This is a genomic window from Microbacterium sp. NRRL B-14842 (assembly GCF_050470785.1).
The window spans coordinates 1,826,837-1,851,685 of sequence record NZ_JBFLUM010000001.1; the positions used below are offsets into that span (position 1 = coordinate 1,826,837).

Sequence of the window (24,849 nt, forward strand, 5' to 3'; positions counted from 1 at the left end):
GCTGGGGGCGTGACCGAACGCCTGGAAACCGGAACCGCCGCCCCCGACTTCGCTCTGCTCGACCAGGACGGGAACACCGTCCGGCTGGCCGATCTGCGTGGCACGAAGACCGTGCTGTACTTCTACCCCGCGGCGATGACCCCGGGGTGCACCACCGAGGCCTGCGACTTCCGCGACAGCATCTCTTCGCTCCAGGGCGCCGGGTACCAGGTCGTCGGCGTCTCGAGGGACGAGCCTGCGAAGCTGGCCGCCTTCCGCGACCGCGACGGTCTCACCTTCCCGCTGCTCAGCGACCCCGACCACGCAGTGCACGAGGCGTACGGCGCCTGGGGCGAGAAGATGAACTACGGCAAGGTCGTCGAAGGCGTCATCCGCTCGACCTTCGTCCTCGACGAGGACGGCATCATCACGAGTGCCCAGTACAACGTGAAGGCCACCGGCCACGTCGCGCGTCTGCGCAAGCAGCTCGGCATCGACGCCTGACGCGTCGCGGCGGAGTCACTCCGCTTCGCGCCTCGTCCCCTCACGGCGTGCGCTCGCGATGAGGAGGGCGAAGCCGGCGACGGCGGGAACCCCGAGGCCGAGCACGAACACCCACGGGATCGGCGGCAGCGTGAGGGCGCCGAGCGCCAGGGCGATCGCGAGGACCTGGAACACCACCCCGCCCGATCGCGCCCAGGAGCGCCCGGCGCGGGTGCCGACGGCGAAGGCTCCCAGTGCCGCGGCACCGATCAGGGTCAGGACGATGAGAGCGATGGCCGTCGGCAGCGATGCGGCGTCCCCTGCCCCGAGTCCCGCCATCTCGATGGCCGCGAAGACGAGCAGGGCGACCGCTTCGACGGCCAGGACGGCGGCGGCGGCGCGGGCGATTCCCGGTGCGCGCACGTGGTCCTCCCGGGGATCGAATGACGAGAAAACCCTTGATTTCAGGGTATTCATGTAACAGAATAGAGAAAGTCATGTGCTCCCACAGCGGCGTGGGGCGAACGTTCGCGTTCGCATCACAATCAGCGGGCATCCGCCCGTATCTCAACAGGGTAGCGGAACCCGAACCGTCGCCCGAATCGAGAGGTCGCATCGCGACATCTCATGAAATCCACACCGAGGAGCCCCCATGGACTGGCGTGACAAGGCCGCCTGCCTGACCGTCGACCCCGAACTGTTCTTCCCGGTCGGCAACACCGGCCCGGCCGTCGACCAGATCGAGAAGGCGAAGACCGTCTGCGCGACGTGCACGGTCACCGAGATCTGCCTGCAGTACGCCCTGGAGACGAGCCAGGACTCGGGCGTCTGGGGCGGCCTGTCCGAGGACGAGCGCCGCGCGCTCAAGCGCCGCGCCGCCCGCGCCCGCCGCGCCTCCTGAGACTCACGAAGCGGCCTGAGACACCGTCTCAGGCCGCTTCTGCGTGTTCCGACGAGGCGTCAGCGCTCGAGCCAGCGCAGCGGGATGTCGATGACCACCTCGGTCCCCTCACCCTCGCTCCCCCGCCAGTCGATCGTGCCGCCGAGCTCGCCCTGGATCAGCGTGCGGATGATCTGCGTGCCGAGGCCCTGACCGATCCGGCCCTCCGGGAGCCCGTGGCCGGTATCGCGAACCGTCACCCGGAGGTTGTCCTCGGTGCGCTTCGCGTCGATCGTGACGACGCCCTCCTGCCCGGCGAGGCCATGCTCCACCGCGTTCGTGACCACCTCCGTCAGGGCGAGGGCGAGCGGCGTGGCGTATTCGCTCGGGAGCACGCCGAAGTGTCCCGTCGACTGCGTGCGGGCCCGCGTGTTGGGAGCCGACGCCACCTCGGCGACGAGCTTGAGGACACGATGGAAGACCTCGTCGAAGTCGACCTTCTGCGTGAGGCCCTGAGCGAGGGTGTCGTGGACGACCGCGATCGCATCGACGCGGCGCATGGCCTGCGTGAGAGCATCCCGCGCCTCGTCGGAGTGCGTGCGTCGCGCCTGGATCCGGAGCAGGGACGCCACCGTCTGCAGATTGTTCTTGACCCGGTGGTGGATCTCGCGGATCGTCGCGTCCTTGGTGATGAGCTCCTGCTCCTGGTGGCGCAGCTCCGAGACGTCGCGGCAGAGCACGATCGCCCCGATGCGGGTGCCGTGATCCTTCAGGGGGATGGCACGGAGGGAGACCGTCACCCCCCGCGCCTCGATGTCGGTCCGCCAGGGCGCCCGCCCCGTGACCACCACGGGCAGCGACTCGTCCACCTGGCGGGACGGCGGTACGAGCCGGGTGGTCACCTCGGCCAGGGACTCGCCCTCCAGCTCGTCGTCGAAGCCCATCCGATTGAACGCGGACAGGGCGTTGGGGCTGGCGAAGGTCGTGATGCCGTCCACGTCGATCCGGATGAGACCGTCCGATGCCCGAGGCGCACCGCGGCGCGGCGATGTCGGCGCTGCAGGGTCGGGGAAGCTGCCGTCCGCGATCATGCGGAACAGGTCGTTGGCGCACTCGTCGAAGGTGATCTGCTGACGCGACGGCGTGCGGACCTCCCCGAGGTTGGTGTGCCGCGTCACCACCCCGATCACGCGCGGAGCCTTGTCCTCGCCGCGCCGCTCGATCACGATCGGGACCGCGCGCACCCTGGTCGGTGTCTCCTCGAACCAGTCGGGCGAGGACGAATCGACGATCTCCGCCGACTCGAAAGCGCCGTGCACCTGCGTGCGCCACTGCGGGCGCACCCGCTCCCCGACGATGTCCCGGTAGAAGAGCGTCGCCGCACCGCTCGGTCGCGCGTGAGCGACGGCGACGAACGAGCCGTCGTCCGTCTGGATCCACAGGACGATATCGGCGGAGGCGAGGTCCGCGAGGAGCTGTCCGTCACCGGCGAGCCGGTGCAGCCACTCCACGTCGTCGTCGGTCAGAAGGCCCTGGGCCTGGGCGAGATCACTGAGGGTTGACACCTCACCAGCCTAGGCTCCCCCGCCTCAGAGGATGGCGAGCGACGTCGCGCGCCACCGTCGGTCCAGCCCCTCGAGTCGGATGGCCACGGCACGGGTGCGCCCCGGGCCCGCGACCACGACGACCGCCTCGACGATGCCGTCCCGCGGGTGCGTCACCCGCACCGTCCGGATGACGAAGGTGGGTCGGGTCGGCGTGACGCCGCGAGCGCTGCGCGCACGGGCGGCGAGGTTGGCCCTGGCGACGACGCTGCGGTACGCCTCCTCGCTGAACCAGCGGGCGAGCTGATCCACCTCCCGCACTCCGGCGAGCGCCTCGAGCGCCCCCTGGGTGAGGCTCCGCACGAGGAGCGCGGGGTCCGGAAGCTCATCGGCCGGAGTGGGCTGCGGTCCGAAGTACTCGGCCAGCATCATCTCGATCTCCCCTCGGAGGCGTCGGCGAGCCGTCAGTAGAACACGTTCCCGGTACGGCACGGTCGGCGCAGGAGGAGGTCTGTGGACAACCCGTAGATTCCGCGCTTCGGGCGAGGGGCGGGGCGGCCGTCAGCGCGGATGTGGATAACTCGGACGACACGATGTCCGCCCCTACGCTCGGTCGGGTGCACTGGGATTCCCTCTTCGACGACCTGGAAGGACAGCTCGCCGCGGAGTGGGAGGCGGAGCGCGCCGCCCGCGACGCCGAGTCCGAGCGACTCCGCATCGCTCGACTCGACCTGCGCGCTCGATTGCGCCATCTGTGCGCCGCGAACATCGAAGCGACGCTCCACCTCGTCGACGGGGCCCACCTGCCTGTGGGCCTGCGGTCCCTGGGCGTGGACTGGCTCGCCGCCGTCTCGCGCGTGCCGCAGGGCGCGCGCGTGCCGGGCTCCATGCTGCTGATCCCGATGACATCCGTGCTCGGACTCACGCTCGACCACGGATCGATGCTGGGCAGCCTCGCCGACGACACGAACGGTGGAGCGACCACGCTCCGCGAACGGATGACCTTGGGGTTCGCCCTCCGCGACCTCGCGCGTCGCCGTCTTCCGGTGCAGCTCCGCCTCCTCGTCGGCGACGATCTCCACGGGACCATCGATCGCGCCGCCGCCGACCACCTCGATCTCGCCGAGCACGACAGCGGCGCCACCCGCCGGGCCGACGCGGTACGGGGCTTCCGGATCGTGCCGTACGCCGCCCTCGCCGCGATCCGCGTGCAGGGAGCTCCGACTCTCTGACGCTCAGGGACGCCGTGACGCGGCGGGTCCCCACAGCTCGGGGAAGCTCGCGGCCTGCGACTGCCGCCACAGGGCCATCCGCCGCGCCTCCTCCACCTGCGCGGCCAGGTACTCCTCGATGCTCGACTCCTCGATGCGCCAGCGCGCGGGCGCACCGAGGGGGGCGCCGCGAAGGTCTCCGGCATGGACGAGCGCGATCACCTCGTCCACATCGATGCTCAGCAGCTCTGCCACCTGCGCAGGCGCGAGGAAACGGGGGGTGTGCGGGTGCGGGGGTGTCATGCCCTCATTCTGGGCGCGCAGGGCGGAGGAGGTGCGGGGTGGCGAGAGCTTGTGGATAACTCGACGGCCCTGGTGGCCGCTTCTGTGACCATAACGCCATGGCCCCGCTCTCCCGTTCCCCTCGTCGCTTCCGCGGAGATGCCCGCTTCGCGGTGGGCATCGTGCTCGTCCTGGCGTCGATGGCCGGCGTCTGGTTCGTGCTCACCTCATCCGATCAGGCGACGCCGGTGCTCCAGGCGCAGCGCACGATCGTCCGCGGAGAAGTCCTCCGCGCCTCCGACTTCGCGACCGTCGATGTGGCACTCGGGGCCGTGTCCGACGAGTACCTCCGGCCAGGCCAGCTCGATACGGGCCAGGTCGCGGCCCGGACGCTGTCGGAGGGCGAGCTGGTGCCCAGGACGGCGACGACGACGGCAGTGGACAGCCGCACGACGACGGTCGTCGTCGCGAGCAGCGTGGGCCTTCCCGAAGACGTGGAGGCCGGAACCGAGGTCGAGATCTGGCAGGCGCCCCTGCGCGAGGACGGGCGTTCCTATGACGAGCCCCGCATCCTCGTCGGAGACGTCGTCGTGCGTGCCGTCCTCGATCGGGAGGGGCTCCTGGCGGACACCACCGCGGAGCTGGAGATCGTGATCGACCGGAGCGATGTCGCGGCGGTCCTCGCCGCGGTCACCGGCGGTGCGGCACTCTCCGTGGTCCCGGTCGGGGCAGGGTCGTGAGCGTCGTCCTCATCGCGGTGGCCGCGCCGCGGGCCGACGAGCTGGTCGCCGAGCTGGAGTGGGAGGGCGTCTCGGCCGCCAGCATCCCCTCCGCCTCCGCGGCGATGATCACATCTCGTCTGCATCCGGAGGTGGAGGCCGTCGTCGTTCCCGCGAGCAGGGCTGTGCTGACCACCGACCTGCTGTCCACGTGCGACCGCGCCGGCATCCGCGTCCTCACACTCGGAGGCGCGGACGGTCGCGCCGCGATACGGATGGGCCTCGCCCCTCCCCTGCGCGCGGATGCAGCGGGGTGGGAGATCGCGGCGGCACTGTCCGCCGACCTTCAGCCCGTCGCCCCGGCTCCGTCGGCTCGGCCCCGGGTCATCGCCGTCTGGGGTCCGCACGGGGCGCCGGGGCGGTCGACGGTCGCCGTCCAGCTCGCCGTGGAGCTGGCGCGCCGCGGACGCCGGACGGCGCTGGTCGATGCGGACACCGTGGCCCCCGCTCTCGCGCTGCTCCTCGGGATGGACGATGATGCCCCGGGCCTCGCCGCCGCCTGCCGTCGCGCCGAGGCCGGCGCGCTCGATCCGGCGGAACTGACCCGCCTCTCCACCCGCCTCGCAGCCGGAGGTGCCGAGGTCGATGTGCTGGCCGGGCTCAACCGCCCCAACCGCTGGCCGGAGCTGTCCGATGCGCGGGTCCGGGCGACGCTCTCCCTCTGCCGGACATGGACGGAGGAGACCGTCGTGGACGTCTCGGCCGCCGTCGACGCGGACGAGGAGGCGACCTACGACGTGGTCGGCCCGCGGCGGCACGCGGCGACCGTCGCAGCACTGAGCGAGGCGGACCGGGTCGTGGCGGTGGCGGCAGCGGATCCGTTGGGGATCAGCCGATTCCTCCGCGACCACGCCGAGCTCCGGCGCCTCGTGGGCCAGACGCCGGTGACGGTGGTCGTGAACCAGGTCCGTCCCGGCCCCCTCGGCCTCGATGCCCGGAGGCAGATCCGTCGCACGCTGGAGCGCTTCGCCGGGCTCACCGACATCGTCTTCCTTCCCATGGATCGGCGCGCCGTCGACGCGGCTCTCCTCCATGCCCGGCCGATCTCGGACGTCGCGCCGCGGTCGGCGCTCGTCGCTGCCGTCCGTCGGCTCGCGGCCGGTCTCGAGCCGTCCGCCCCTCCGGCGACTACTGGCGGTAGCTCGACAGGAAGTTCCCGAGGCGCTCGACGGCTTCGCTCAGCACTCGCGGCTCTGGCAGGGTCACGAGCCGCAAGTGATCAGGCGTCGGCCAGTTGAACCCGGTGCCCTGCACGAGGAGGATGTGCTCCGAGACGAGCAGGTCGTAGACGAGTTTGGCGTCATCGCGGATCTCGTGCACGTTCGGGTCCAGTCGGGGGAACGCGTAGAGAGCGCCCTGGGGCTTCACGCAGGAGACGCCGGGAATGGCCTCCAACCCTTCCCAGGCGATGTCGCGCTGCTCGTGAAGACGCCCCGTCGGGGCGATGAGGGCGTCGATCGACTGGACTCCGGACAGCGCCGCCTGCACGGCATGCTGGGCAGGGACGTTCGGGCAGAGCCGGGTCGACGCCAGCAGGGTGATCCCCTCGATGAACCCCTTGGCATGGTCCTGGGGACCCGTGACGACCATCCATCCGGAGCGGTAGCCGGCGACGCGGTAGGTCTTGGACAGTCCGTTGAAGGTGAGGCAGAGCAGATCAGAGGCGAGAGTCGCCGTCGGGATGTGCACCGCGTCGTCGAAGAGGATCCGGTCGTAGATCTCGTCGGAGAGGATGAGGAGCTGGTGCTCCCGCGCGATCTGCACGAGTCCCTCCAGCACCTGCCGCGAGTAGACCACGCCGGTGGGGTTGTTCGGGTTGATGATCACGAGCGCCTTGGTGCGCGGGGTGATCTTCGACCGGATGTCCTCGAGATCGGGCTGCCAGTCGTCGTCCTCGTCGCAGAGGTAGTGCACGGGGGTGCCGCCGGCGAGGCTCGTCATGGCCGTCCAGAGCGGGTAGTCGGGGGCGGGGATGAGGACCTCGTCCCCTTCGTCCAGCAGCGCCTGCATGGTCATGGTGATCAGCTCGGAGACGCCGTTGCCGAGGTAGACGTCGTCCGGATCGAAACGCGGGAACCCGTCGATCTCCTCGTACCGGCTCACGACCGCGCGGCGAGCCGAGATGATGCCCTTGCTGTCGCTGTAGCCGTGGGCCGTGGGGAGCGCGGCGAGCATGTCGTGCACGATCTGATGCGGGGCGTCGAACCCGAAGATCGCCGGATTGCCGGTGTTCAGCTTGAGGATCCGGTGGCCCTCTGCTTCCAGTCGCGCCGCCTCGACGAGGGCGTTTCCGCGGATCTCGTACAGGACGTTCTTGAGCTTCGACGACTGGTCGAAGGTGCGCGATGGTGTCATCGATCAAGCCTACAGGGACGAAAGGAGGGCCAATCCGCACGGACTGGCCCTCCTTCTCACCCGGGGGCTACTTCTTCTTCTTGCTCTGCGCGCGGCGCTGCTCGCGGTTGCCCGCGGCCGGGGCGCTCTGCTCCGTGCGCTGCCCGAAGGCCCCGCGCGGAGCCTCCTCGGGCTCGGCCGCCTGCGGTGCCTGAGCGCGCGCGGCGGCCTGACGCATCCGGTCGGTCGCGGCCTGCTGCACCTGGCCCCGGTCGTTGCGGACCTCGACCTCTCCGGCGTCGTTGGCGGCCGAGTACTCCAGCCGCTGCTCTCCGCCGTCGTTGGCGAGGCCCTTCGCCTCGACCTCCGCGGTCTCGGCGTCGCCCGCGCGACGGACCTCGACCTCGAGGTTGTAGAGGTAGCCGACCGACTCCTCCTTGATCTGGCCCATCATCGACTGGAACATCGCGTAGCCCTCGCGCTGGTACTCGATGAGCGGGTCACGCTGCGCCATCGCCCGCAGGCCGATGCCGTCCTTGAGGTAGTCCATCTCGTACAGGTGGTCGCGCCAGCGGCGGTCGAGCACCTGCAGGACCACGCGACGCTCCAGCTCGCGGGTCGCGGCCTCGCCCAGCGACTCCTCGCGCTTCTCATACGCGATCTTCGCGTCCGAGAGCAGCTCGCGCGTGAGACCCTCGGCGGTGATGCCGCCCTTGCGGCCTGCGGCCTCGGAGACAACCTCGTCGATCGTGACGCTCACCGGGTAGAGCGTCTTCAGCTCGGTCCAGAGGGCGTCAAAGTCCCAGCTCTCGTTGTGTCCCTCGCCGGTGTGGTCGCGCACGACGCCGCTGATCGCGTCCTCGATGAAGTGCTGCACCCGGTCGGCGATGTCGTCGCCCTGGAGGATCTGACGACGGTCGGCGTAGATCGCTTCACGCTGACGGTTGAGGACGTCGTCGTACTTGAGGACGTTCTTGCGCATCTCGGCGTTGCGGGCCTCGACCTGCGACTGCGCGCTGCGGATCGCGCGGGACACGAGGCCCGACTCGATCGGCACATCGTCCGGGAAGTTCGTGCGGGCCAGGATCGCCTCGGCGGCACCCGACTGGAACAGCCGCATGAGGTCGTCGGTGAGGCTCAGGTAGAAGCGGCTCTCGCCCGGGTCGCCCTGACGGCCGGAACGACCGCGCAGCTGGTTGTCGATGCGGCGCGACTCGTGGCGCTCGGTGCCGAGCACATAGAGGCCACCGGCCTCGATGACCTTCTCGGCCTCCTCCTCGACGACCTTCTTCATCGCCTCGTAGGTCTCGTCCCAGGCGACCTCGTACTCCTCCGGCGTCTCCACCGGGTCGAGCCCCTTCGCCTTCAGCTCCTGCACCGCGAGGAACTCGGCGTTACCACCGAGCATGATGTCCGTGCCTCGACCGGCCATGTTCGTCGCGACCGTCACGGCACCGAGCCGACCGGCGCGGGCGACGATCTCCGCCTCGCGCGCGTGGTTCTTCGCGTTGAGGACCTCGTGCTTGACGCCCTTCTTCGCGAGCAGCCGCGACAGGTATTCGCTCTTCTCGACGCTGGTGGTGCCCACGAGCACGGGCTGACCGCTCGCGTGGCGCTCCGCGATGTCCTCGACGACCTGCGCGAACTTCGCCGCCTCGTTCTTGTACACGAGATCCGGCTGGTCCTTGCGGATCATCGGCCTGTTCGTGGGGATCGGGATGACGCCGAGCTTGTACGTCGACATGAACTCGGCGGCCTCGGTCTCGGCCGTACCGGTCATGCCGGCGAGCTTGTCGTAGAGGCGGAAGTAGTTCTGCAGCGTGACGGTGGCGAGGGTCTGGTTCTCGGCCTTGACCGGCACGCCCTCCTTCGCCTCGATCGCCTGGTGGATGCCCTCGTTGTAGCGGCGGCCGACGAGGATACGGCCGGTGTGCTCGTCGACGATCATGACCTCGTCGTTCATGACGACGTAGTCGGTGTCCTTCTTGAAGAGCGCGAGCGCCTTGATGGAGTTGTTCAGGAACGAGATCAGCGGCGTGTTGGCCGACTCGTAGAGGTTGTCGATGCCGAGGTAGTCCTCGACCTTCTCGATGCCGGGCTCCAGGACGCCGACGGTGCGCTTCTTCTCGTCGACCTCGTAGTCCTCACCGGCGACGAGCGTGCGCGCGATCTTGGCGAACTCGGCGAACCAGCGGTTCGCCTCACCGGACGACGGCCCGGAGATGATCAGAGGCGTGCGTGCCTCGTCGATGAGGATGGAGTCCACCTCGTCGACGATCGCGAAGAAGTGCTCGCGCTGGACGAGGTCCTCCTTGCGCCAGGCCATGTTGTCGCGGAGGTAGTCGAAGCCGAACTCGTTGTTCGTCCCGTAGGTGATGTCGGCGGCGTACTGCTCGCGGCGCACGGCGGGTGTCTGCCCGGACACGATGATGCCCGTCGTCATGCCGAGCGCGCGGTAGACACGACCCATGAGCTCCGCCTGGTAGCTCGCGAGGAAGTCGTTCACGGTGATGACGTGCACGCCCTCGCCCGCGATCGCGTTCAGGTAGGCGGGGAAGGTCGCGACGAGGGTCTTGCCCTCACCGGTCTTCATCTCCGCGATGTTGCCGAGGTGCAGGGCCGCGCCACCCATGATCTGCACGTCGTACGCGCGCATGCCGAGCGTCCGCTTCGCGGCTTCGCGCACCGCGGCGAACGCCTCCGGCATGAGCTGGTCGAGCGTCTCGCCCTTCTCGTACCGGGCGCGCAGCTCGGCGGTCTCGTTGCGCAGCTCGTCGTCCGTGAGCTGGGAGATGTCCTCCTCGAGGGCGTTCACCGCCTTCACCACCTGGTTCAGACGGCGGATGATCCGCCCCTCACCTGCACGCAGCAGCTTCTCAAGAGGATTCGCCACGGATGTCATCTCCCTGTCATTGGGTCATTCGCCGGTCGTCGCGAGGCGAGCGACAGGCATGCTTTGCCATGTTACCGGGCTGTGACCTCCACGTCGCCTGCAAGGGCGGCCGCCGCGCCGCGTCAGTGAAATTGCCGGGTATGCATATACTCGGCACTGCTTTCCATCCACCATCCTCGGGAGACCGGCCATGTCCGTACGCCAGAGCCTGCTCGCCATCCTCGATCAGGGCCCCTGTTACGGCTACCAGCTGCGCCACGAGTTCGACCGCCGGACCGGGTCGACCTGGCCCCTCAACGTCGGCCAGATCTACAACACCCTGGAGCGACTCGAGCGCGACGGCCTCGTCCAGCGCGGGGAGGCCGACGACCACGGCCATGTCTACTGGCACATCACCGCAGCGGGCTCGGCCGAGGCGGCGCGCTGGCTCGCCGCCCCGGTGCTCCGCGCTCCGGCGACGCGCGAGGAGCTCGCCGTGAAACTCGCGGTCGCCGCCACGCTGCCCGGAGTGGATGCCGCGACCATCCTCCGCAGCCAGCGGGACGCCTCACAGCAGCGGCTGGACGAGCTGCGCCGCACGCCCTCCCCCGGGCTCGCGGCGGGCAGCCCCGAGGACCTCGCGTGGTCGCTCGTCCTCGACTCCCTCATCTGCGCGGCGGAAGCCGAGCTCCGCTGGCTCGATCAGGCGGAGGCCCGGCTCGCGCAGCACCCGCACCCCGAGATGGCGCTGGAACTGACCACCGAACGGCCCAAGAGGGGACGTCCGGCGAAGGCGACGCCGTTGGCCGTCGGCGGCGAGGACGCCATCGCGGTGCCCGCCTGAGCTCCGCGGCGGGCCGTTCGCCTGGAGCGGATGCTCAGCCCGCGCGGGTGCCGGGGAAACTAGGATCAGCACATGGCTGGATTTTGGGGTAGACGCAAACGCGAACAGGAAGAACTCGCCGCGCAGGACGCGGACCTCGCCCGACGCGCGGAGCAGGCACTCGTCGCCGCCGACGAGCGGATCCGTACCACCTCCGACGAGCTCGTCTTCGCGGAGGCCGAGCTCGGCGAGTCCCTGACGTCCGACCTCAAGGCCGCGCTGCTGTCGGTCCGGACGCACCTGCGGGAGGCGTTCCAGCTCCACCAGCTCAACCACGACGAGATCCCGGACACCGATGAGGAACTGCGCACGCGGAACGCGCGGATCCTGCAGCTCTGCGACTGGGCCCAGGACCTGCTCGATGAGAAGACCACCGTGCTCGCGGAGTCGGTCGCGAAGGTGCGGCGAGCGCCCGAGATCATCGCGCAGGTGCGCGCCGACGCGGAGGCTCTGAGCGCCCGCATCCCACAGACGGACGAGACCGTATCCCGGCTGTCCGCCCGCTACTCCGACTCCGCCATGCATCAGATCACCGCGAGCGCCGCCGAGGCGGAGCAGCTGATCCGCTTCGCCACCCACAGCGCCGACATCTCGGAGCGCCGCCGTGCCGCGAAGCAGAACGAGGAGGCGAACCTCGCACTGGAGACGGCCACCGAGGCGACGCGCCGCGCCGGTGCCCTGCTCGATGCCGTCGAGGACTTCGAGATCGAGGCGCTGCGCGCCGAGTCGACGCTGGCCGAGGTCATCGCCGACTCCCGCAACGACCTCATCGCCGCGCGGACCGCTCCTTCCACGCCCGCCGTGGCAGAAGCCGTCGCGCGGCTGCAGGCGGCTCTGGCCGCGCTCACCCCCTCGGGGCAGCCCAACGATCCGTTCGCGGAGCTCTCCCAGCTGCGCGAAGCGAACGCGGGCCTCGACCACGCCATCGCCACGGCGCGACACCGGGCCGAGAACCCCCTGCCGTCCATCGCACAGGTGCAACACGCGATGGACGACGCCGACCGGCAGCTCGGCGTCGCCCGCGGCCTCATCGCCGGCCACCGCGGATGGATCGGCGCCGACGCCCGCACGCGTCTGGCCGAGGCCGAGCGGCTCCGGGTCGACCTGCCGGCTCTCCTGCCCGCCGAGGAGACGCGCGAGGCGGCCCTGGCGCAGGCCCGCAGGGTGGCCCACCTCGCCGCGGAAGCTCTCCAGCTCGCACAGCGGGACATCGACTCCTCGCGCCCGCAGGACCAGGACTGGGGCGGGGGCTGGGGCGGCGGTCCCCGTCGCGGCGGCGGCATGGGCGGCGGCGACCTCGCCTCCGGTATCCTCGGCGGGCTCGTCATCGGCAGCCTCCTGGACGGCATCTTCGACTGACGCCCCCCGAGCTTCACACGGGAACGGCCCGATCCCCGCAGGGATCGGGCCGTTCTCGGTCCTGTCAGGAGGCGAGCGCCTCAGCGGGCGGAGCCTGCGTGCTGAGGGCGATGACACCGTAGTCCCAGCCCTTGCGGCGGTAGACCACGCTCGGGTGGTCGGTGCGCGCATCGACGAAGAGGAAGAAGTCGTGCCCGACGAGCTCCATCCGGTCGACGGCCTCCTCCACCGTCATCCACTCCGCCTCGAAGCTCTTCGTGCGGATGACGACCGGGGAGTAGTCCTCCTCCTCCTCGCTCTGCACGGGGATGCTCCCCGTCGCCACGGCGTGCAGCACCTCGGCGGAGGCGGGCTGCACGTCGATGCCCTCGAGCGAACCGCTGCCCTTCTCGAAGTGCGGGCCTCGCGGATGCTGTCGTCCGTCGACGCGCTTCTCCTTCGCGCGGCGCAGCTGCTCGGTCATCTTGTCGATCGCGAGGTCGAGCGCCACGAACTTGTCGCCGTCGACCGCTTCGGCACGGACCACGGGGCCCTTCCCGACGAGCGTCAACTCGACCGTCTCGTCCGGGACCCGACCGTTGCGGTAGACCCGGTGCGTGACCTTCACGTCCAGGCGTTGCGCCTTGGCGGCGAGTGTCTGGATCTTGGCGATCTTCTCTTCGACGACGGTGCGGAAGCGATCGGTGATGCCCACTCCGACGCCCACGATGCTCGTTTCCATTGCTGCCTCCTTGTCCCGGTCCACCCGGCCAAGGGCGGACCGTGGTCGCCTTGTGACACCCCACCGTAGTCCGACCCGCGGCCGATGTCACGGCCCGAGGCCCTGTGTCTCCGGTGAGTCTGCAATGAACCTCATCCGGATCGGGCCGACATCGGCGTGGCGGCGAGCGCGACGACCCCGGCGACGACGAATCCGGCGGCGACGAGGGCGCGGCTGGCCTCGTCGAGCGTGGCCCCCGTGGTCACGACGTCGTCCACCACGACCGCGGGTGCGCCGAGCCCTCGTCGGCGTGCGCGCATCGCGCCCCGGAGATTGTCGGCCCTCGCGACGGCAGACAGCTCCCGCTGGTCCCGCACCTGACGGGTGAGAGCGAGGACGCGCTGCGGCTCCGCACCGGCGGACCGGACGAGGAGCTCAGGGACGCGGTAGCCGCGCCGACGGAAGGCTGCCCGCGAGGTCGGGACGGGGATCACCCAGACTCCCGGTCCGACCGCAGGGAGGAGGACGGCGGAGAGGGCGGCGCCCAGCGGTCGTCCCAACGCGGTCTGCCCCGCTCCTTTCAGACTCCGGATGCAGGAAGCGGCCGGACCGTCCAGGTCGAGGGCGGCGCGGACCCGCAACCCGCCCGGGGTCCGCACGTCGCGCGGCCTCGGGGTGAGCGCGACCCGGCAGCTGTCGCAGAGCACGATGCCGGGCCGGTCGCATCCGGCACAGCTCGCCGCGAGCAGCAGCGCCCCGGTCTCCGCGACGAGCGCGCCCACTCGTGTCGTGAACCCCATGTCGAGATCCTGCCGTCAGGCGCGTGCTCCTGAGAGCCATCCCCTTGTGGCGGGACTCGATCGGCGCCGAGGCCGTTCCGTGCAGGAGAGGTCATTCGCCGGCTCGTGTGGCCAGGACGGAGACGCCTTCCGTCACCTCCCGCCACGCCGATCCCGCGTGCGCGAACAGCTGCCCCGAGGTGTCCAGGATGCGCACACCCGCCGGAGTGCGGGCACCGGCGATCGACGCCGCATTGCTGGGTGCACTCTCGGCCGAGCCCGGTCCGCCGACCGGCTGCACGATCAGACGGGGCGTCGTGGAGTCTGTGAGCACGGCCAGCCGATCGGGCCCCAGCCAGACGAGCCCCGTCGACGGCTCGGTGAGCTGGAGCAGCTGTCGCACCTCACCGAGCTCTGTGGGCACACCGGCGCCGTCCCGGACGACCGCCGCGACGACCACCCAGAGCTGGCCGCCGACCCGGACGACAGCCGCGAGCCTGGCGCCGTCGGCGGCGACCCGCAGATCGGAGATGGACGAGGCGTTCGGCCACGCGCCGGCGACCTCGTGTCCGACCACATCGGGGCCGACGGCGAGCACCGCCTGCGGGGCTGACGCGGGCACCGACCACACGTAGCCGTAGGGGTCGAGGGACGGCTGCACGAGGCCGGACCGGGCATCCAGCTCGTTGCGTCCGTTCTCGGTCGCGAGGTACACGTGGCCGTCGTCGAGCTGCAGCGCTGCGGTCGCGTCGTCCGCGGCCAGGTCGATCGCCTCGATCGGCTGCGTGACCGCCTGGATCTGCGCGCTGATCCCGGGGATCGACGCGATCTCGTCACCGACGATGCGACCGAACCTGCCGTCCTTCAGCACGAGCGTCCCCGGCTCCGACGGGGTGCTGATGACATCGACGACGCCCGCGTCGAGCGCGCGGCCGTCGACGCTGAAACGCACCTGCGTGACGTTCACGCCCGCGGCCTTCAGCGTGGCCTGCAGCTGGGTGCGCATCCGGGCCAGCGTGGTCTCGTCCAGGCTCGCCGCGGGTCGGGTCAGCGCCACCTCGGCCGCCTGCCCCGTGATGAGCACCGCGTCCTGTGCCAGTTGGACGTCGGCGGGGAACGCCGTCTGCACGGCCGGATCGAGCCACTCCGCCGGAGTACCGCTGACGAGGGCCTGCGTCACGGTCGTCGCCGGGCTCTGGCGTCGCGGGAACCACCGCATATCCGGGACGAGTCGGGACCAGCGCGCGTCGAACCACTGCAGCGAGTACCCCTCGAACACATTCGGGAACCGGCTCTGGTCGATCACCACGCCGTCGGGCGCCTCGGTGATCCGCCACTCGCCGTCCTCCCCCCTCGCGAGCGCGAACGGCACGCTCGAGTCGCCGGGGGCACCGCTGTACGCCCCGGAGTCGTCCACGCTGGCGACCAGCTCGAGGAGGACCTGCACCTCGGCCTCCTCAGCGTCCTCCACCTGGTCGTCGGGGACGTTCGAGCTGAGGGTGCGGGCCTCGGGACCAGCGTCGATGGAGACCCCCGCCGATGGTCGCCAGCTGCGCTGCAGAGAAGGCGCCAGGAACTCCCGAGCCGTCGCCCAGTTGTCCGATGTCGTGATGCCGGCTTCGAGGAACCCCTCGACGATCTCCTCGGGGCCCGCCCCCGCAACGGGACCGGAAGCCACGGGGAGCACGTCGACGTCGTCCGGGGACTCCCCCAGCTGGAGACCGACCGCGACGTCGCCGCTCGTCGGCAGACCGGCGCACGCGGGAAGCAGCAGCGCGACCAGCGCCAGTGCGGCGCCACGGACGAATCGGCTCCTCGCGCGCGGGCTCATGACTGGTCCTTCCCGTCGAGCAGATCGGAATAGGTCTCGGCGATCGAGATCGGCTGCGTCGCGTCGCCGAGTTCTGTGAGGGGCTCCTGCGGCTCCACCGAGATCGGGCTCGGGCCGTCCAGCACCCGGTCGTGGCGGGGAATGGTCAGCACGAAGTGCGAGCCCACCCCCAGCTCCGACCACACGGCGAGGGTGCCGCCGTGCAGGGTGGCGTCGCCGAGGGCGATCGACAGGCCGAGCCCCGTACCCCCGATGGTGCGCTGCCGCGACGGGTCGGCGCGCCAGAAGCGATCGAACACGCGTTCCGCGTCTCCGGGGTCCATCCCGAGCCCGAAGTCGCGCACGCCCGCGGCCACCGCGTGCTGGTTGCTGTCGACCGTGACGACGACCGGACGCCCTTCTCCATGCTCGATCGCGTTGCCGATCAGGTTCCGCAGCACGCGCCGCACACGACGCGGGTCCATATCCACCGGCGAGTAGCCGCCGGGCGCCACCAAGCGGATCTCCGTGCCATGCCCTTCCGCAAGAGGTCGCATCTGCTCGATGATGTCCTCTGCGAGTTGGGCGAGACTCGTCGCCTCCAGCTCGAGCTGCACGGACCCCGCGTCGTACCGACTGATCTCCAACAGGTCGGCCAGCAGCGTGTCGAACCGCTGCACCTGCGCGTGCAGGAGCTCGGCGGTGCGGGCGGTCGTGGGGTCGAACTCGTCGCGCTGGTCGTTGAGCATGTCGGCGGCGAGGCGGATCGTCGTCAGCGGGGTCCTGAGCTCGTGCGAGACGTCGGACACGAAGCGCTGCTGCACCATGGAGAGCTCGCCGAGCTCCTTGATCTGCGCCTCGATGCTGTCGGCCATGGCATTGAAGGAGCGCCCCAGCGTCGCGAGCTCGTCCTCGCCGTGCACCTCCAGCCGCACGCCGAGATCGCCCGCCGCGAGCCGCGCACTCGTCTCGGCCGCCTGGACGATCGGGGTGGACACGGTCCGCAGCACGATCCAGGAGATGGCCGCGACGATGGCCACCAGCCCGATGCCGGCGATCCAGAGGGTGCGCTGCACGAACACGAGGGTCTGGTCGGCGTCGGCGAGGTCGTAGGCGAAGTAGATCTCGAAGGTCCCGGCCTGCGGCACCTGGAGCTGCTGCCCCACGACGATGCCCGGCACGACGCCGCCGTCCTCCGTGGGCAGGGCGACGGACTGCCAGGCCTGCCGGTCGTCGAACTCGCGGACCCTGGCCTGCAGCTCGGGGCTCAGCAGATCCGGCGTGAGCCCGGCGGTGAAGCCGTTGAGCCGGACCGTCCCCGAGCCGTCCTGGATCTTGAAGCCGGCGAGCAGGTCGGCGCTCGACGTGCGCGAGAGGGTGTCGGGGATGCCGTTCCACAGATCGGTGAGCGCGGCGGGGTCATCGCCCACCTCCGCCACGTCCAGCAGGGACTGCGCCTGGTCCACCGCTCGGCGGGCATCCTCCAGCGCGACGTTCTTCCGCGACACGAAGAGGTCGTTCTGGATGACCAGCGCCATCGTGACGCACGTGATGAGGATCGCCAGCGACGTGGCGACGAGGGTGATCGCGAGGGTGCGGAACCGGAGTGAGCGCCGCCACAGCGCCGCCAGCACGTCCGGCCAGCCGCGCCAGTCGCGGAGGACGGCGACGGCCGTGGTCGCAGTCGTCGCGGCCATGGGGTCCCTAGGTGACGCTGCCGGCGCGGTAGCCGACGCCGCGGACCGTCATGACGATCTTGGGGTTGTCCGGGTCGAGCTCGACCTTCGCCCGCAGCCGCTGCACGTGCACGTTCACGAGCCGGGTGTCCGCCTTGTAGTGGTAGCCCCAGACCTGTTCGAGGAGCATCTCGCGGGAGAACACCTGCTGCGGCTTGGAAGCGAGGGCCACGAGAAGCTGGAACTCGAGCGGTGTGAGGGCGATCGGGGTCGTCCCGCGGCGCACCTCGTGCGCGTCCACGTCGACGGTGAGGTCGCCGATCCGCAGCTGCTCGCTGGAGGCCTGCGGCGTCGGGCGCAGCCGGGTGCGGATGCGGGCCACGAGCTCCTTCGGGTTGAACGGCTTGACCATGTAGTCGTCGGCGCCGACCTCGAGGCCGCGGACGACGTCCGCCGTGTCGCTGCGCGCCGTCAGCATGATGATCGGCACGCCCGACTCGGCGCGGATGCGCGTGCAGATCTCGATGCCGTCCATTCCGGGGAGCATCAGGTCCAGGAGCACCAGGTCGGGGCGCTGCGCGCGCCACTCGTCGACCGCGCGCGCACCGTCCGCGCAGAACACCGGCTCGAATCCCTCGGTGCGCAGCACGATGCCGATCATCTCGGCGAGCGCGGTGTCGTCGTCGACCACAAGGATGCGTGAGGTCATAACTGTTACCTTATGGCACCGAGTCCCGCCCTCCGCAGGTCTGCGCCTCAGTGCCCGGATATGACACGATGGGAGCGCACGACGGAGGGAGGCCCGTGAGCGGCCAGACGTGGACCCCAGCTCCCCGGAAGGGCATCATCCCCCTTCATCCGCTGACGTTCGGCATGCTGCTGGGCAAGGCCTTCGCGGCGCTGCGGCACAACCCGAAGGTCCTGTTCGGGTTCGCCGTCGTCATCCAGCTCATCGTCGTCGTCGCCACCGCCGGGGTGATGGGGCTCGTCCTGTTCTCGACGTTCTCCCGGCTGGAGACGGTCTCCCCCTCCTCCCCCGACTTCGAGGCCGTGTTCGCCGGCACGATCGCCATCAACCTCATCGCCGGCCTCGTCGTCGGGCTCGCCTCCGTCGCGTTCACCGCGATCATGCAGGGGGTGGTGGCCGCCGAGGTCGGCTACGCGACGGTCGGCGTCAAGGCCACGCTGCGGATGCTGTGGCGCCGCATGGCCCCGGCCTTCTGGCGGCTCGCCGGCTTCGCCTCCCTCTCCGTGCTCGCGCTCTTCGGCGGCCTCGCGATCGTCGCGGCCGTCATCGCCGCTCTCATCGCCGGCGGTCTCGGGGGCACCCCGGAGATGATCGGCATCGTCGTGCTCGTCGTGGTGCTCCTGGCCCTGGCGGCGATCCCGCTCACGGTCTGGCTGTCGACCAAGCTGCTGCTCGTCCCGTCGATCCTCGTGCTGGAGCGGGCCCGCTTCCGGGAGGCGTTCGTGCGGTCGTGGCGCCTGACCCGCGGCCGGTTCTGGGTCGCGTTCGGCGTGACCTTCCTCATCAGCCTCATCATGGGCCTGGCGATGCAGGTGGTCAGCATCCCGACCGCCATGTTCTCCTCGTTCCTCGGGACGGTCATCGCCCCGACCGGGTCCAGCGAGCCGAGCGCCGTCATCGCGTATGTCTTCGCCCTCCTCGCCCCGCAGATGCTGCTGCTGATCCTGCAGGCGATCACCATCGTCGTGCAGAGCACCGGCGGCGTGCTCGTCTACCTCGACTGCCGGATGCGCTACGAGGGACTCGACCAGACGCTCCTCTCCCACGTGGAGCGCCGCGACCTCGGTGTGCCGGAAGACCAGCTCGGCGACCCGTTCGCGATCGATCCCGCCCGTGCCGTCACCAGCGCTCCCCCGCCCCGGCAGGTGCCGGAGCACGTGATGATGTCCCAGGGCTACGGCTCTCCGGCGTATGGCGGGCCCCCCGTGGCGCCGATGCCGTTCCCGGGGGCGGCGGGTCCTCTTCCGACCTCTCCCGCGCCGACCGCGTTCGCCCCTCCGCCGCCGCCCGCACCGGCCCCTCCCGCCCCGCCGTCCGCCGAGGACGCAGCCGGATGGACGGCGCCGGGCAGCACCCCGCCGTCATGATGCGACGGTTCGACGACGTCTTCGTCCCGGACGGGGACGAAGCGCGACGCTGGGCCGAGGAGGAGCTGTCCAATCCGCGGTACGCGGACGCGAAGCCCACGTGGTTCGACCTTCTCGCCCGCGACGTGATGCGCTTCCTCACCGATCTCTTCAGCGGGGAGAACGGGGCGAGCGTCGGCCCGACCGCACTCATCGTGGTCACGGTGCTCATCGCCGCGGCTCTGGTCACCGCGCTGATCGTGTGGGGACGCCCCCGACGCTCGAGAGCGATCCGGCGCGCGCACGGCGACCTCCTCGGCGCCGCCGACGACCGCAGCGCGGCACAGCTCCGCGCCGACGCCGAGCGCAGCGCACGCCAGAGCGATTGGGACGCCGCGGTCGTGCTCCGCTACCGCGCGATCGCCCGCAGCCTGCTCGAGCGTGACCTCATCGATCCGGCGCCCGGAGCGACGGCGCAGTCCCTCGCCCGCTCCGCGAGCGCGGTCTTCACCGACGAGGCGGACGCCCTGCGGCGGGCCGCCGCGTCCTTCGACGACGTGCGCTACCTACGGCATCCCGCCACGGAGGACGACTACCGGCACCTCGCCGCGACGGACGAGCGCCTCCGCGCCCACCGCCCCGAGGGGGTGCCCGCGTGACGACGATCGCATCGGACGAGATCGCCGTCGACACCACCGCCGAGCGCCCGCGGCGTCGGACCGCCTCTCTCCTCGGGTGGCTCCTCGTCGCGGCGCTCGTGGTCGCGGTCGCCCTCGCAGCCTCCCAACTCGCGGCGAGCGGCCCCGGCGCGCGGGGCACCCTCGATCCGGAGAGCCGGTCCGGCACCGGCGCCCTGGCCCTGGCCGAGCTGCTGCGGGACCAGGGAGTCGAGGTCGAGGTCGTCCGCTCGCGGGCCGCGGCAGCCGCCGCCCTCGACGAGGACACCACGCTGGCCCTGACCAACCCCTACACGCTCTCCGACGACGCGCTGGCGGATCTCCTCGCGCCGGCCGACCGCGTCGTCTTCCTCTCCACAGGCACGCATCTGCTGGCCGAACTCGCGATCGGCGAGAACGCGTCGGGTTCGGCCGCGCCGAGAACAGCCACCTGCGCAGTCCCCGAGTTCGCCGAAGTCGGCGCCATCCGCCCTGATCGGCTCTTCTCCCCCGCGGACGACGTGACCGGGTGCTTCGGCGAGGACGATGCCGCGGCCGTGCTCGTCGACGAGAGGGACGGATACCGCGCGGTGGTCGAGGGCGTGAAGCTGTTCAGCAACGCGGCCCTCGCCGAGGACGGCAACGCCGCGCTCGGACTCGCCCTGCTCGGGCAGACCGACCGGGTCGTCTGGTACGTCCCGTCGTTCGAGGACACCGACATCGAGGGCACCACCCCCGACACGCTCGGGAGCCTCACCCCGGACTGGGTCACCCCGGCGATCCTGCTGCTCCTCGCCGCGGGCCTGGCCGTCGCCCTCGCCCGCGGCCGACGTTTCGGCCCGCTCGTGGCGGAGACCCTTCCGGTGACCGTCCGCGCGTCGGAGACGATGCACGGACGCGCGCGGCTGACGGCCAGGGCCGCGGACGCCCCACACGCCGCGGACGCACTGCGGGAGGGCACCCGGAGGCGACTGGCCCGACGACTCGGGTTGGCTGTGCACGCGGACGCGGACGAGATCGCCGACGCCGCCGCCGACCGTCTCCGGATCCCGCGCGGCACGCTGCAGAGCCTGCTGTCGGGACCTCCACCCACCGACGACGCCGCCCTCGTCGCGCTCGCCCGTCGCCTCGACGAGCTCGAGACCGCCGTGGAGACGAGCGCGCAGTCCCCGCGGAGCGGCACATGACCATCCGTCCGCCCCACACCCCTTTTCCGACCGAAGCCGAGGAGACCCCGTGACCGACGAGAACAGTCCCGCCGACGACGCCGCGCTGCGCCAGGCCATGCACCGCGTCCGCACCGAGGTCGACAAGGCGGTGGTCGGCCAGGCCGGCACGGTCACCGGCCTGCTCGTGTCGCTCCTGGCGCGCGGCCATGTGCTGCTGGAGGGTGTTCCCGGCGTGGCGAAGACCCTGGTCGTGCGGTCGTTCGCCCGGGCTCTCGGGCTCGACACCAAACGCGTCCAGTTCACGCCCGACCTGATGCCCGGCGACGTCACGGGGTCCCTCGTCTACGACGCCAGGACCGGGGAGTTCGACTTCCGCGCGGGCCCCGTGTTCACGCACATCCTGCTTGCGGACGAGATCAACCGCACGCCCCCGAAGACCCAGGCGGCGCTCCTGGAGGCGATGGAGGAGCGTCAGGTCTCCGCGGACGGCGTGAGCCGCGCGCTGCCCGACCCGTTCCTCGTCGCCGCGACGCAGAACCCCGTCGAGCACGAGGGGACCTACTCTTTGCCCGAAGCCCAACTCGACCGCTTCCTGATGAAGCTCGTCGTCGGCATGCCGGAACGCGATGCCGAGGTGTCCGTGCTCCGGCGCCATGCCCAGGGCTTCTCGCCGCGCGAGCTCACGGGCGTCGAGGCCGTGATCGGCGCCGACGAGATCCGCGCCGCCCAGCGGGCCGCGGCCCGGGTCGAGGTGACCGACGACGTACTCGGCTACGTGGTCGACCTGGCCCGCGCGACCCGCCACTCCCCCTCCGTCGAGCTCGGTGCCAGCCCCCGCGCCTCGACGGGACTGCTCGCCGCGGCCAAGGCCTGGGCCTGGCTCAACGCCTCCACCGCCGTGACGCCGGACCACGTGCAGACGATGCTCGTCCCGGTCTGGCGGCATCGTCTCCAGCTCCGTCCTGACGCGCAGATGGAGGGCGTGTCCGCGGACGCCGTGCTGACATCGGTGGTCCAGCAGACCCGGGTGCCGATCTAGGTGTTCGTCTCGGGCCGTCTCGCCGTCGCCCTCGCCGTCGGCATCGTGCCGCTGGTCCTCACCGGGCTGGCGGGGTTTCCGCCGTACGCGGTGCTGGGCGGGTGGGTCGGGCTGTGCCTCCTCCTCGTGGCCGTCGACGTCCTCCTGGCCGGCGACCCGCGCGCGGCGACCGTCACCCGTCGCGTCCCGTCGCGCGCCCGGCTCGGCGAGCAGGTGCCGGTCAGCGTGGCGGTGCAGAACCGGGGGACGCGGACGCTCGACGTCCTGCTCCGCGACGCGTGGCAGCCCACCGCGGGAGCGCCGTCGGAACGGCAGCACCTGCGCATTCCGCCCGGGGAACGGCGGCGCGTGGAGATCCCCCTCCGCCCGAGACGCCGTGGCGAGCTCGTCAGCGCCTTCGTCGTGCTTCGTTCCCGCGGTCCCCTGGGGCTCGCCGGCCGACAGGCACTGCACCCCGTCCGTGGCGCGATCCGTGTGCTGCCCGCCTTCTCCTCGCGCAAGCATCTGCCTTCGCGGCTGGCGCGGCTGCGGGAGCTCGATGGGAACACCAGCATCCAGGTCCGGGGACAGGGCACCGAGTTCGACTCTTTGCGGGAGTACGTGCGAGGGGACGACGTCCGCTCCATCGACTGGCGGGCGACGGCACGAGCGGGGACGACGATGCTGCGCACCTGGCGCCCCGAGCGCGACCGGCACGTGGTCCTCATCGTCGACACCGGGCGCACGGCCGCAGCCCGGGTGGGCGACGGCACACGACTCGATGCGGCGCTGGAGGCCGCGCTCCTGCTCTCCGCGCTCGCGGCACGGGCAGGCGACCACGTGCACCTGCTCATGCACGACAGGGTGACCAGGGCACGGGTGACCGGGGTGGACGGCGCGGCGCTCCTGCCGGCTCTCACCGACGCCATGGCTCCGGTGCACGCCCGCCTCGTCGACACCGATTGGCATGGGGCCTTCGCGTCGGTGCGGACGCTGACCACGCGTCCCTCTCTTCTCGTCGTGCTCACGGCGCAGGACGCCGCCGAGTCGGCACGGGGCTTCCTCGGTGCCTTCCCCGACGCCTCACGGGCCATGACGGTGCTGGTCGGTTCGGTCACGGACGACGGCATCGCCGCCCTCACCCGCGCGCGGGAGTCCCGGGAGGACGTCTATCTCGCCGCCGCCGCCGAGCGCACGCTCCGGGACGCCGAGAACGTCGCGGACGCGATCCGCCGCGCCGGTGGCGAAGCCATCGCCGCGGACCCCGAGGACCTCCCGCCGCGGATCGCCGACCGCTACCTCGAGCTCAAGGCGGCGGGGCGGCTCTGACGGCGGTCGCCGTTCCTCAGCCCGCCACGAGCCGCGGCGTGCCGGACTCGTACTCGACGAGGTCACCGGTCTCGCCGCGGCGATAGGCGCGCCTGCCGATCACGAGCATGTAGATGAGGAAGACCGCGAGGGCCGCGGCACCGATGCCGATCTTGACCGGCCAGGGCAGTGCCCATCCGGTGACGAACCCCTCGACCAGCCCGGAGAGGAAGAGCGCGAACACGAGCCCGAGGGCGACGGTGGCCAGCGCCCTGCCCTCCTCCGCGAGCGCCTCGCCGCGGGTGCGGTGGCCCGGCGCGACCCAGGCCCAGAACATGTGCAGGCCGGCGGCCGCGGCGACGAAGATGCACGTCATCTCCAGCATGCCGTGGGGAAGGATGTACAGGACCATGAGGTCGGCCTTGTCGTGGATCGCCATGACCGCCCCCGACGTGCCCAGCCCCATGGCGTTCTGCACGAGCATGTAGACGGGCCAGATGCCGGTCACCCCGAACAGCACGCACTGCATCGCTATCCAGGCATTGTTCGTCCAGACCATCCCCATGAACACCGCTGCCGGGTTCTCGGTGTAGTACCCGGTGAAGCTCTCGTCGGCGTACTGCTCCAAGGCGTCCGGTGGACCGAGCGTGGCGACGAGCGCCGGGTCACCGGCGATCCACGCGGCCGTGCCGACGGCGACCGCCACGAAGGCGAGCGCGATGATCAGGGTCGTCCGACGCAGGCGGTAGAGCGCCGCGGGGAGCTGGAGGCGGAAGAACCGCGACGTCTGGGTGAGGATGCTGTCCGCGGCCCCCGTGAGCCGGAGCCGCGCACGCACGAGGATCGTGGAGAGGTAGGCGCCCTGCGGGGACTCCCCGACCGACGTCTTCAGTTCCGCGAGGTCGGCCGATGCGGCACGGTAGCGCACGATGAGCTCGTCGACACCGGCACCGTCCAGGCGGGCCCGGCTGAGGGTGTCCAGCCGTTCCCATTCGGACCGGCGCGCATCGGTGAGGGCATCGGCATCCACCTG

Annotated in this window: 24 protein-coding genes; 12 read left to right on the plus strand and 12 right to left on the minus strand. The window is 71.1% G+C overall.

Features of this window, described 5'->3' with window-relative positions; translation table 11 throughout:
* The first annotated feature begins 9 nt into the window (after positions 1 to 9).
* Positions 10 to 483, plus strand: coding sequence for a thioredoxin-dependent thiol peroxidase (gene bcp / locus AB1285_RS09120; protein WP_259955259.1), 474 nt, complete (start codon positions 10 to 12; stop codon positions 481 to 483).
* Positions 484 to 498: 15 nt separating this feature from the next.
* Here the strand turns inward: bcp and AB1285_RS09125 are convergent, their stop codons facing one another.
* Positions 499 to 885, minus strand: a complete 387-nt coding sequence (locus tag AB1285_RS09125; protein ID WP_370428739.1) for a hypothetical protein — start codon at positions 883 to 885, stop codon at positions 499 to 501.
* Between the two features lie 229 nt (positions 886 to 1,114).
* Here AB1285_RS09125 and AB1285_RS09130 point away from each other — a divergent pair, with 229 nt between their 5' ends.
* Complete coding sequence (locus AB1285_RS09130; RefSeq protein WP_017203224.1) at positions 1,115 to 1,363, plus strand: WhiB family transcriptional regulator; 249 nt, start codon at positions 1,115 to 1,117, stop codon at positions 1,361 to 1,363.
* Positions 1,364 to 1,422: 59 nt separating this feature from the next.
* Here the strand turns inward: AB1285_RS09130 and AB1285_RS09135 are convergent, their stop codons facing one another.
* Both AB1285_RS09135 and AB1285_RS09140 read right to left on the minus strand, forming a co-directional pair.
* Positions 1,423 to 2,907 (minus strand): sensor histidine kinase, encoded by a 1,485-nt coding sequence (locus AB1285_RS09135; protein ID WP_187663738.1) that lies wholly within the window; start codon positions 2,905 to 2,907, stop codon positions 1,423 to 1,425.
* 24 nt (positions 2,908 to 2,931) lie between these two features.
* Positions 2,932 to 3,318 carry an Rv3235 family protein gene (locus tag AB1285_RS09140; RefSeq protein WP_370428738.1) on the minus strand — a complete coding sequence of 129 codons (387 nt, stop codon included), beginning with the start codon at positions 3,316 to 3,318 and terminating at the stop codon, positions 2,932 to 2,934.
* Positions 3,319 to 3,503: 185 nt separating this feature from the next.
* Between AB1285_RS09140 and AB1285_RS09145 the strand changes: the two genes are divergently transcribed.
* Positions 3,504 to 4,118, plus strand: a complete 615-nt coding sequence (locus AB1285_RS09145; RefSeq protein WP_366244532.1) for a hypothetical protein — start codon at positions 3,504 to 3,506, stop codon at positions 4,116 to 4,118.
* Positions 4,119 to 4,121: 3 nt separating this feature from the next.
* Here AB1285_RS09145 and AB1285_RS09150 read toward each other — a convergent pair whose 3' ends face one another.
* Positions 4,122 to 4,400 carry a helix-turn-helix domain-containing protein gene (locus AB1285_RS09150; RefSeq protein ID WP_259955251.1) on the minus strand — a complete coding sequence of 93 codons (279 nt, stop codon included), beginning with the start codon at positions 4,398 to 4,400 and terminating at the stop codon, positions 4,122 to 4,124.
* Between the two features lie 98 nt (positions 4,401 to 4,498).
* On the opposite strand from AB1285_RS09150, the gene AB1285_RS09155 reads away from it, so the two are divergent.
* Positions 4,499 to 5,119, plus strand: coding sequence for an SAF domain-containing protein (locus AB1285_RS09155; RefSeq protein WP_370428737.1), 621 nt, complete (start codon positions 4,499 to 4,501; stop codon positions 5,117 to 5,119).
* Positions 5,116 to 6,396, plus strand: coding sequence for an AAA family ATPase (locus tag AB1285_RS09160; protein WP_370428736.1), 1,281 nt, complete (start codon positions 5,116 to 5,118; stop codon positions 6,394 to 6,396). The genes AB1285_RS09155 and AB1285_RS09160 overlap by 4 nt, the downstream gene beginning before the upstream one ends.
* Here AB1285_RS09160 and AB1285_RS09165 read toward each other — a convergent pair.
* Together AB1285_RS09165 and secA are read right to left on the minus strand one after the other, a co-directional pair.
* Positions 6,287 to 7,513, minus strand: a complete 1,227-nt coding sequence (locus AB1285_RS09165) for a pyridoxal phosphate-dependent aminotransferase (protein ID WP_268776529.1) — start codon at positions 7,511 to 7,513, stop codon at positions 6,287 to 6,289. The two genes, AB1285_RS09160 and AB1285_RS09165, sit on opposite strands and share 110 nt — an antisense overlap.
* A 67-nt stretch (positions 7,514 to 7,580) precedes the next feature.
* Positions 7,581 to 10,385, minus strand: coding sequence for a preprotein translocase subunit SecA (secA, locus tag AB1285_RS09170; protein ID WP_187663732.1), 2,805 nt, complete (start codon positions 10,383 to 10,385; stop codon positions 7,581 to 7,583).
* Between the two features lie 190 nt (positions 10,386 to 10,575).
* On the opposite strand from secA, the gene AB1285_RS09175 reads away from it, so the two are divergent.
* Positions 10,576 to 11,208 carry a PadR family transcriptional regulator gene (locus tag AB1285_RS09175; protein WP_268776531.1) on the plus strand — a complete coding sequence of 211 codons (633 nt, stop codon included), beginning with the start codon at positions 10,576 to 10,578 and terminating at the stop codon, positions 11,206 to 11,208.
* 72 nt (positions 11,209 to 11,280) lie between these two features.
* Entirely contained in the window at positions 11,281 to 12,606 is a 1,326-nt protein-coding gene (locus AB1285_RS09180; RefSeq protein ID WP_259955246.1) for a hypothetical protein, read from the plus strand.
* A gap of 64 nt (positions 12,607 to 12,670) precedes the next feature.
* Here the strand turns inward: AB1285_RS09180 and hpf are convergent, their stop codons facing one another.
* The 5 genes from hpf to mtrA form a co-directional block, all read right to left on the minus strand.
* The gene (gene hpf / locus AB1285_RS09185) at positions 12,671 to 13,327 is read right to left on the minus strand and encodes a ribosome hibernation-promoting factor, HPF/YfiA family (RefSeq protein WP_085607163.1); all 657 of its coding nucleotides are present in this window, start codon (positions 13,325 to 13,327) and stop codon (positions 12,671 to 12,673) included.
* Between the two features lie 131 nt (positions 13,328 to 13,458).
* Positions 13,459 to 14,106 (minus strand): ComF family protein, encoded by a 648-nt coding sequence (locus tag AB1285_RS09190; protein WP_366236525.1) that lies wholly within the window; start codon positions 14,104 to 14,106, stop codon positions 13,459 to 13,461.
* A gap of 91 nt (positions 14,107 to 14,197) precedes the next feature.
* Entirely contained in the window at positions 14,198 to 15,916 is a 1,719-nt protein-coding gene (locus AB1285_RS09195) for an LpqB family beta-propeller domain-containing protein (RefSeq protein WP_370428735.1), read from the minus strand.
* Positions 15,913 to 17,592, minus strand: coding sequence for an MtrAB system histidine kinase MtrB (gene mtrB, locus AB1285_RS09200; protein WP_280566175.1), 1,680 nt, complete (start codon positions 17,590 to 17,592; stop codon positions 15,913 to 15,915). Before mtrB ends, AB1285_RS09195 begins: the two co-directional genes overlap by 4 nt.
* Positions 17,593 to 17,599: 7 nt before the next feature.
* Entirely contained in the window at positions 17,600 to 18,280 is a 681-nt protein-coding gene (gene mtrA, locus AB1285_RS09205) for an MtrAB system response regulator MtrA (RefSeq protein ID WP_025103044.1), read from the minus strand.
* Positions 18,281 to 18,375: 95 nt separating this feature from the next.
* Here mtrA and AB1285_RS09210 point away from each other — a divergent pair, with 95 nt between their 5' ends.
* From AB1285_RS09210 to AB1285_RS09230, 5 genes are all read left to right on the plus strand, one after another.
* The gene (locus AB1285_RS09210) at positions 18,376 to 19,686 is read left to right on the plus strand and encodes a glycerophosphoryl diester phosphodiesterase membrane domain-containing protein (RefSeq protein WP_259953239.1); all 1,311 of its coding nucleotides are present in this window, start codon (positions 18,376 to 18,378) and stop codon (positions 19,684 to 19,686) included.
* Positions 19,683 to 20,324: a DUF4129 domain-containing protein gene (locus AB1285_RS09215; protein ID WP_259953237.1), complete on the plus strand. Its 642-nt coding sequence runs from the start codon at positions 19,683 to 19,685 to the stop codon at positions 20,322 to 20,324. Before AB1285_RS09210 ends, AB1285_RS09215 begins: the two co-directional genes overlap by 4 nt.
* Positions 20,321 to 21,508, plus strand: coding sequence for a DUF4350 domain-containing protein (locus tag AB1285_RS09220; RefSeq protein ID WP_259953236.1), 1,188 nt, complete (start codon positions 20,321 to 20,323; stop codon positions 21,506 to 21,508). Before AB1285_RS09215 ends, AB1285_RS09220 begins: the two co-directional genes overlap by 4 nt.
* 97 nt (positions 21,509 to 21,605) lie before the next feature.
* Positions 21,606 to 22,529, plus strand: coding sequence for an AAA family ATPase (locus tag AB1285_RS09225; protein WP_259953275.1), 924 nt, complete (start codon positions 21,606 to 21,608; stop codon positions 22,527 to 22,529).
* Positions 22,530 to 23,837, plus strand: a complete 1,308-nt coding sequence (locus AB1285_RS09230) for a DUF58 domain-containing protein (protein ID WP_370428734.1) — start codon at positions 22,530 to 22,532, stop codon at positions 23,835 to 23,837.
* A gap of 16 nt (positions 23,838 to 23,853) precedes the next feature.
* On the opposite strand, the gene AB1285_RS09235 is transcribed toward AB1285_RS09230, so the two are convergent.
* Positions 23,854 to 24,846, minus strand: coding sequence for a stage II sporulation protein M (locus AB1285_RS09235; RefSeq protein ID WP_292797254.1), 993 nt, complete (start codon positions 24,844 to 24,846; stop codon positions 23,854 to 23,856).
* Positions 24,847 to 24,849: the final 3 nt, after the last annotated feature.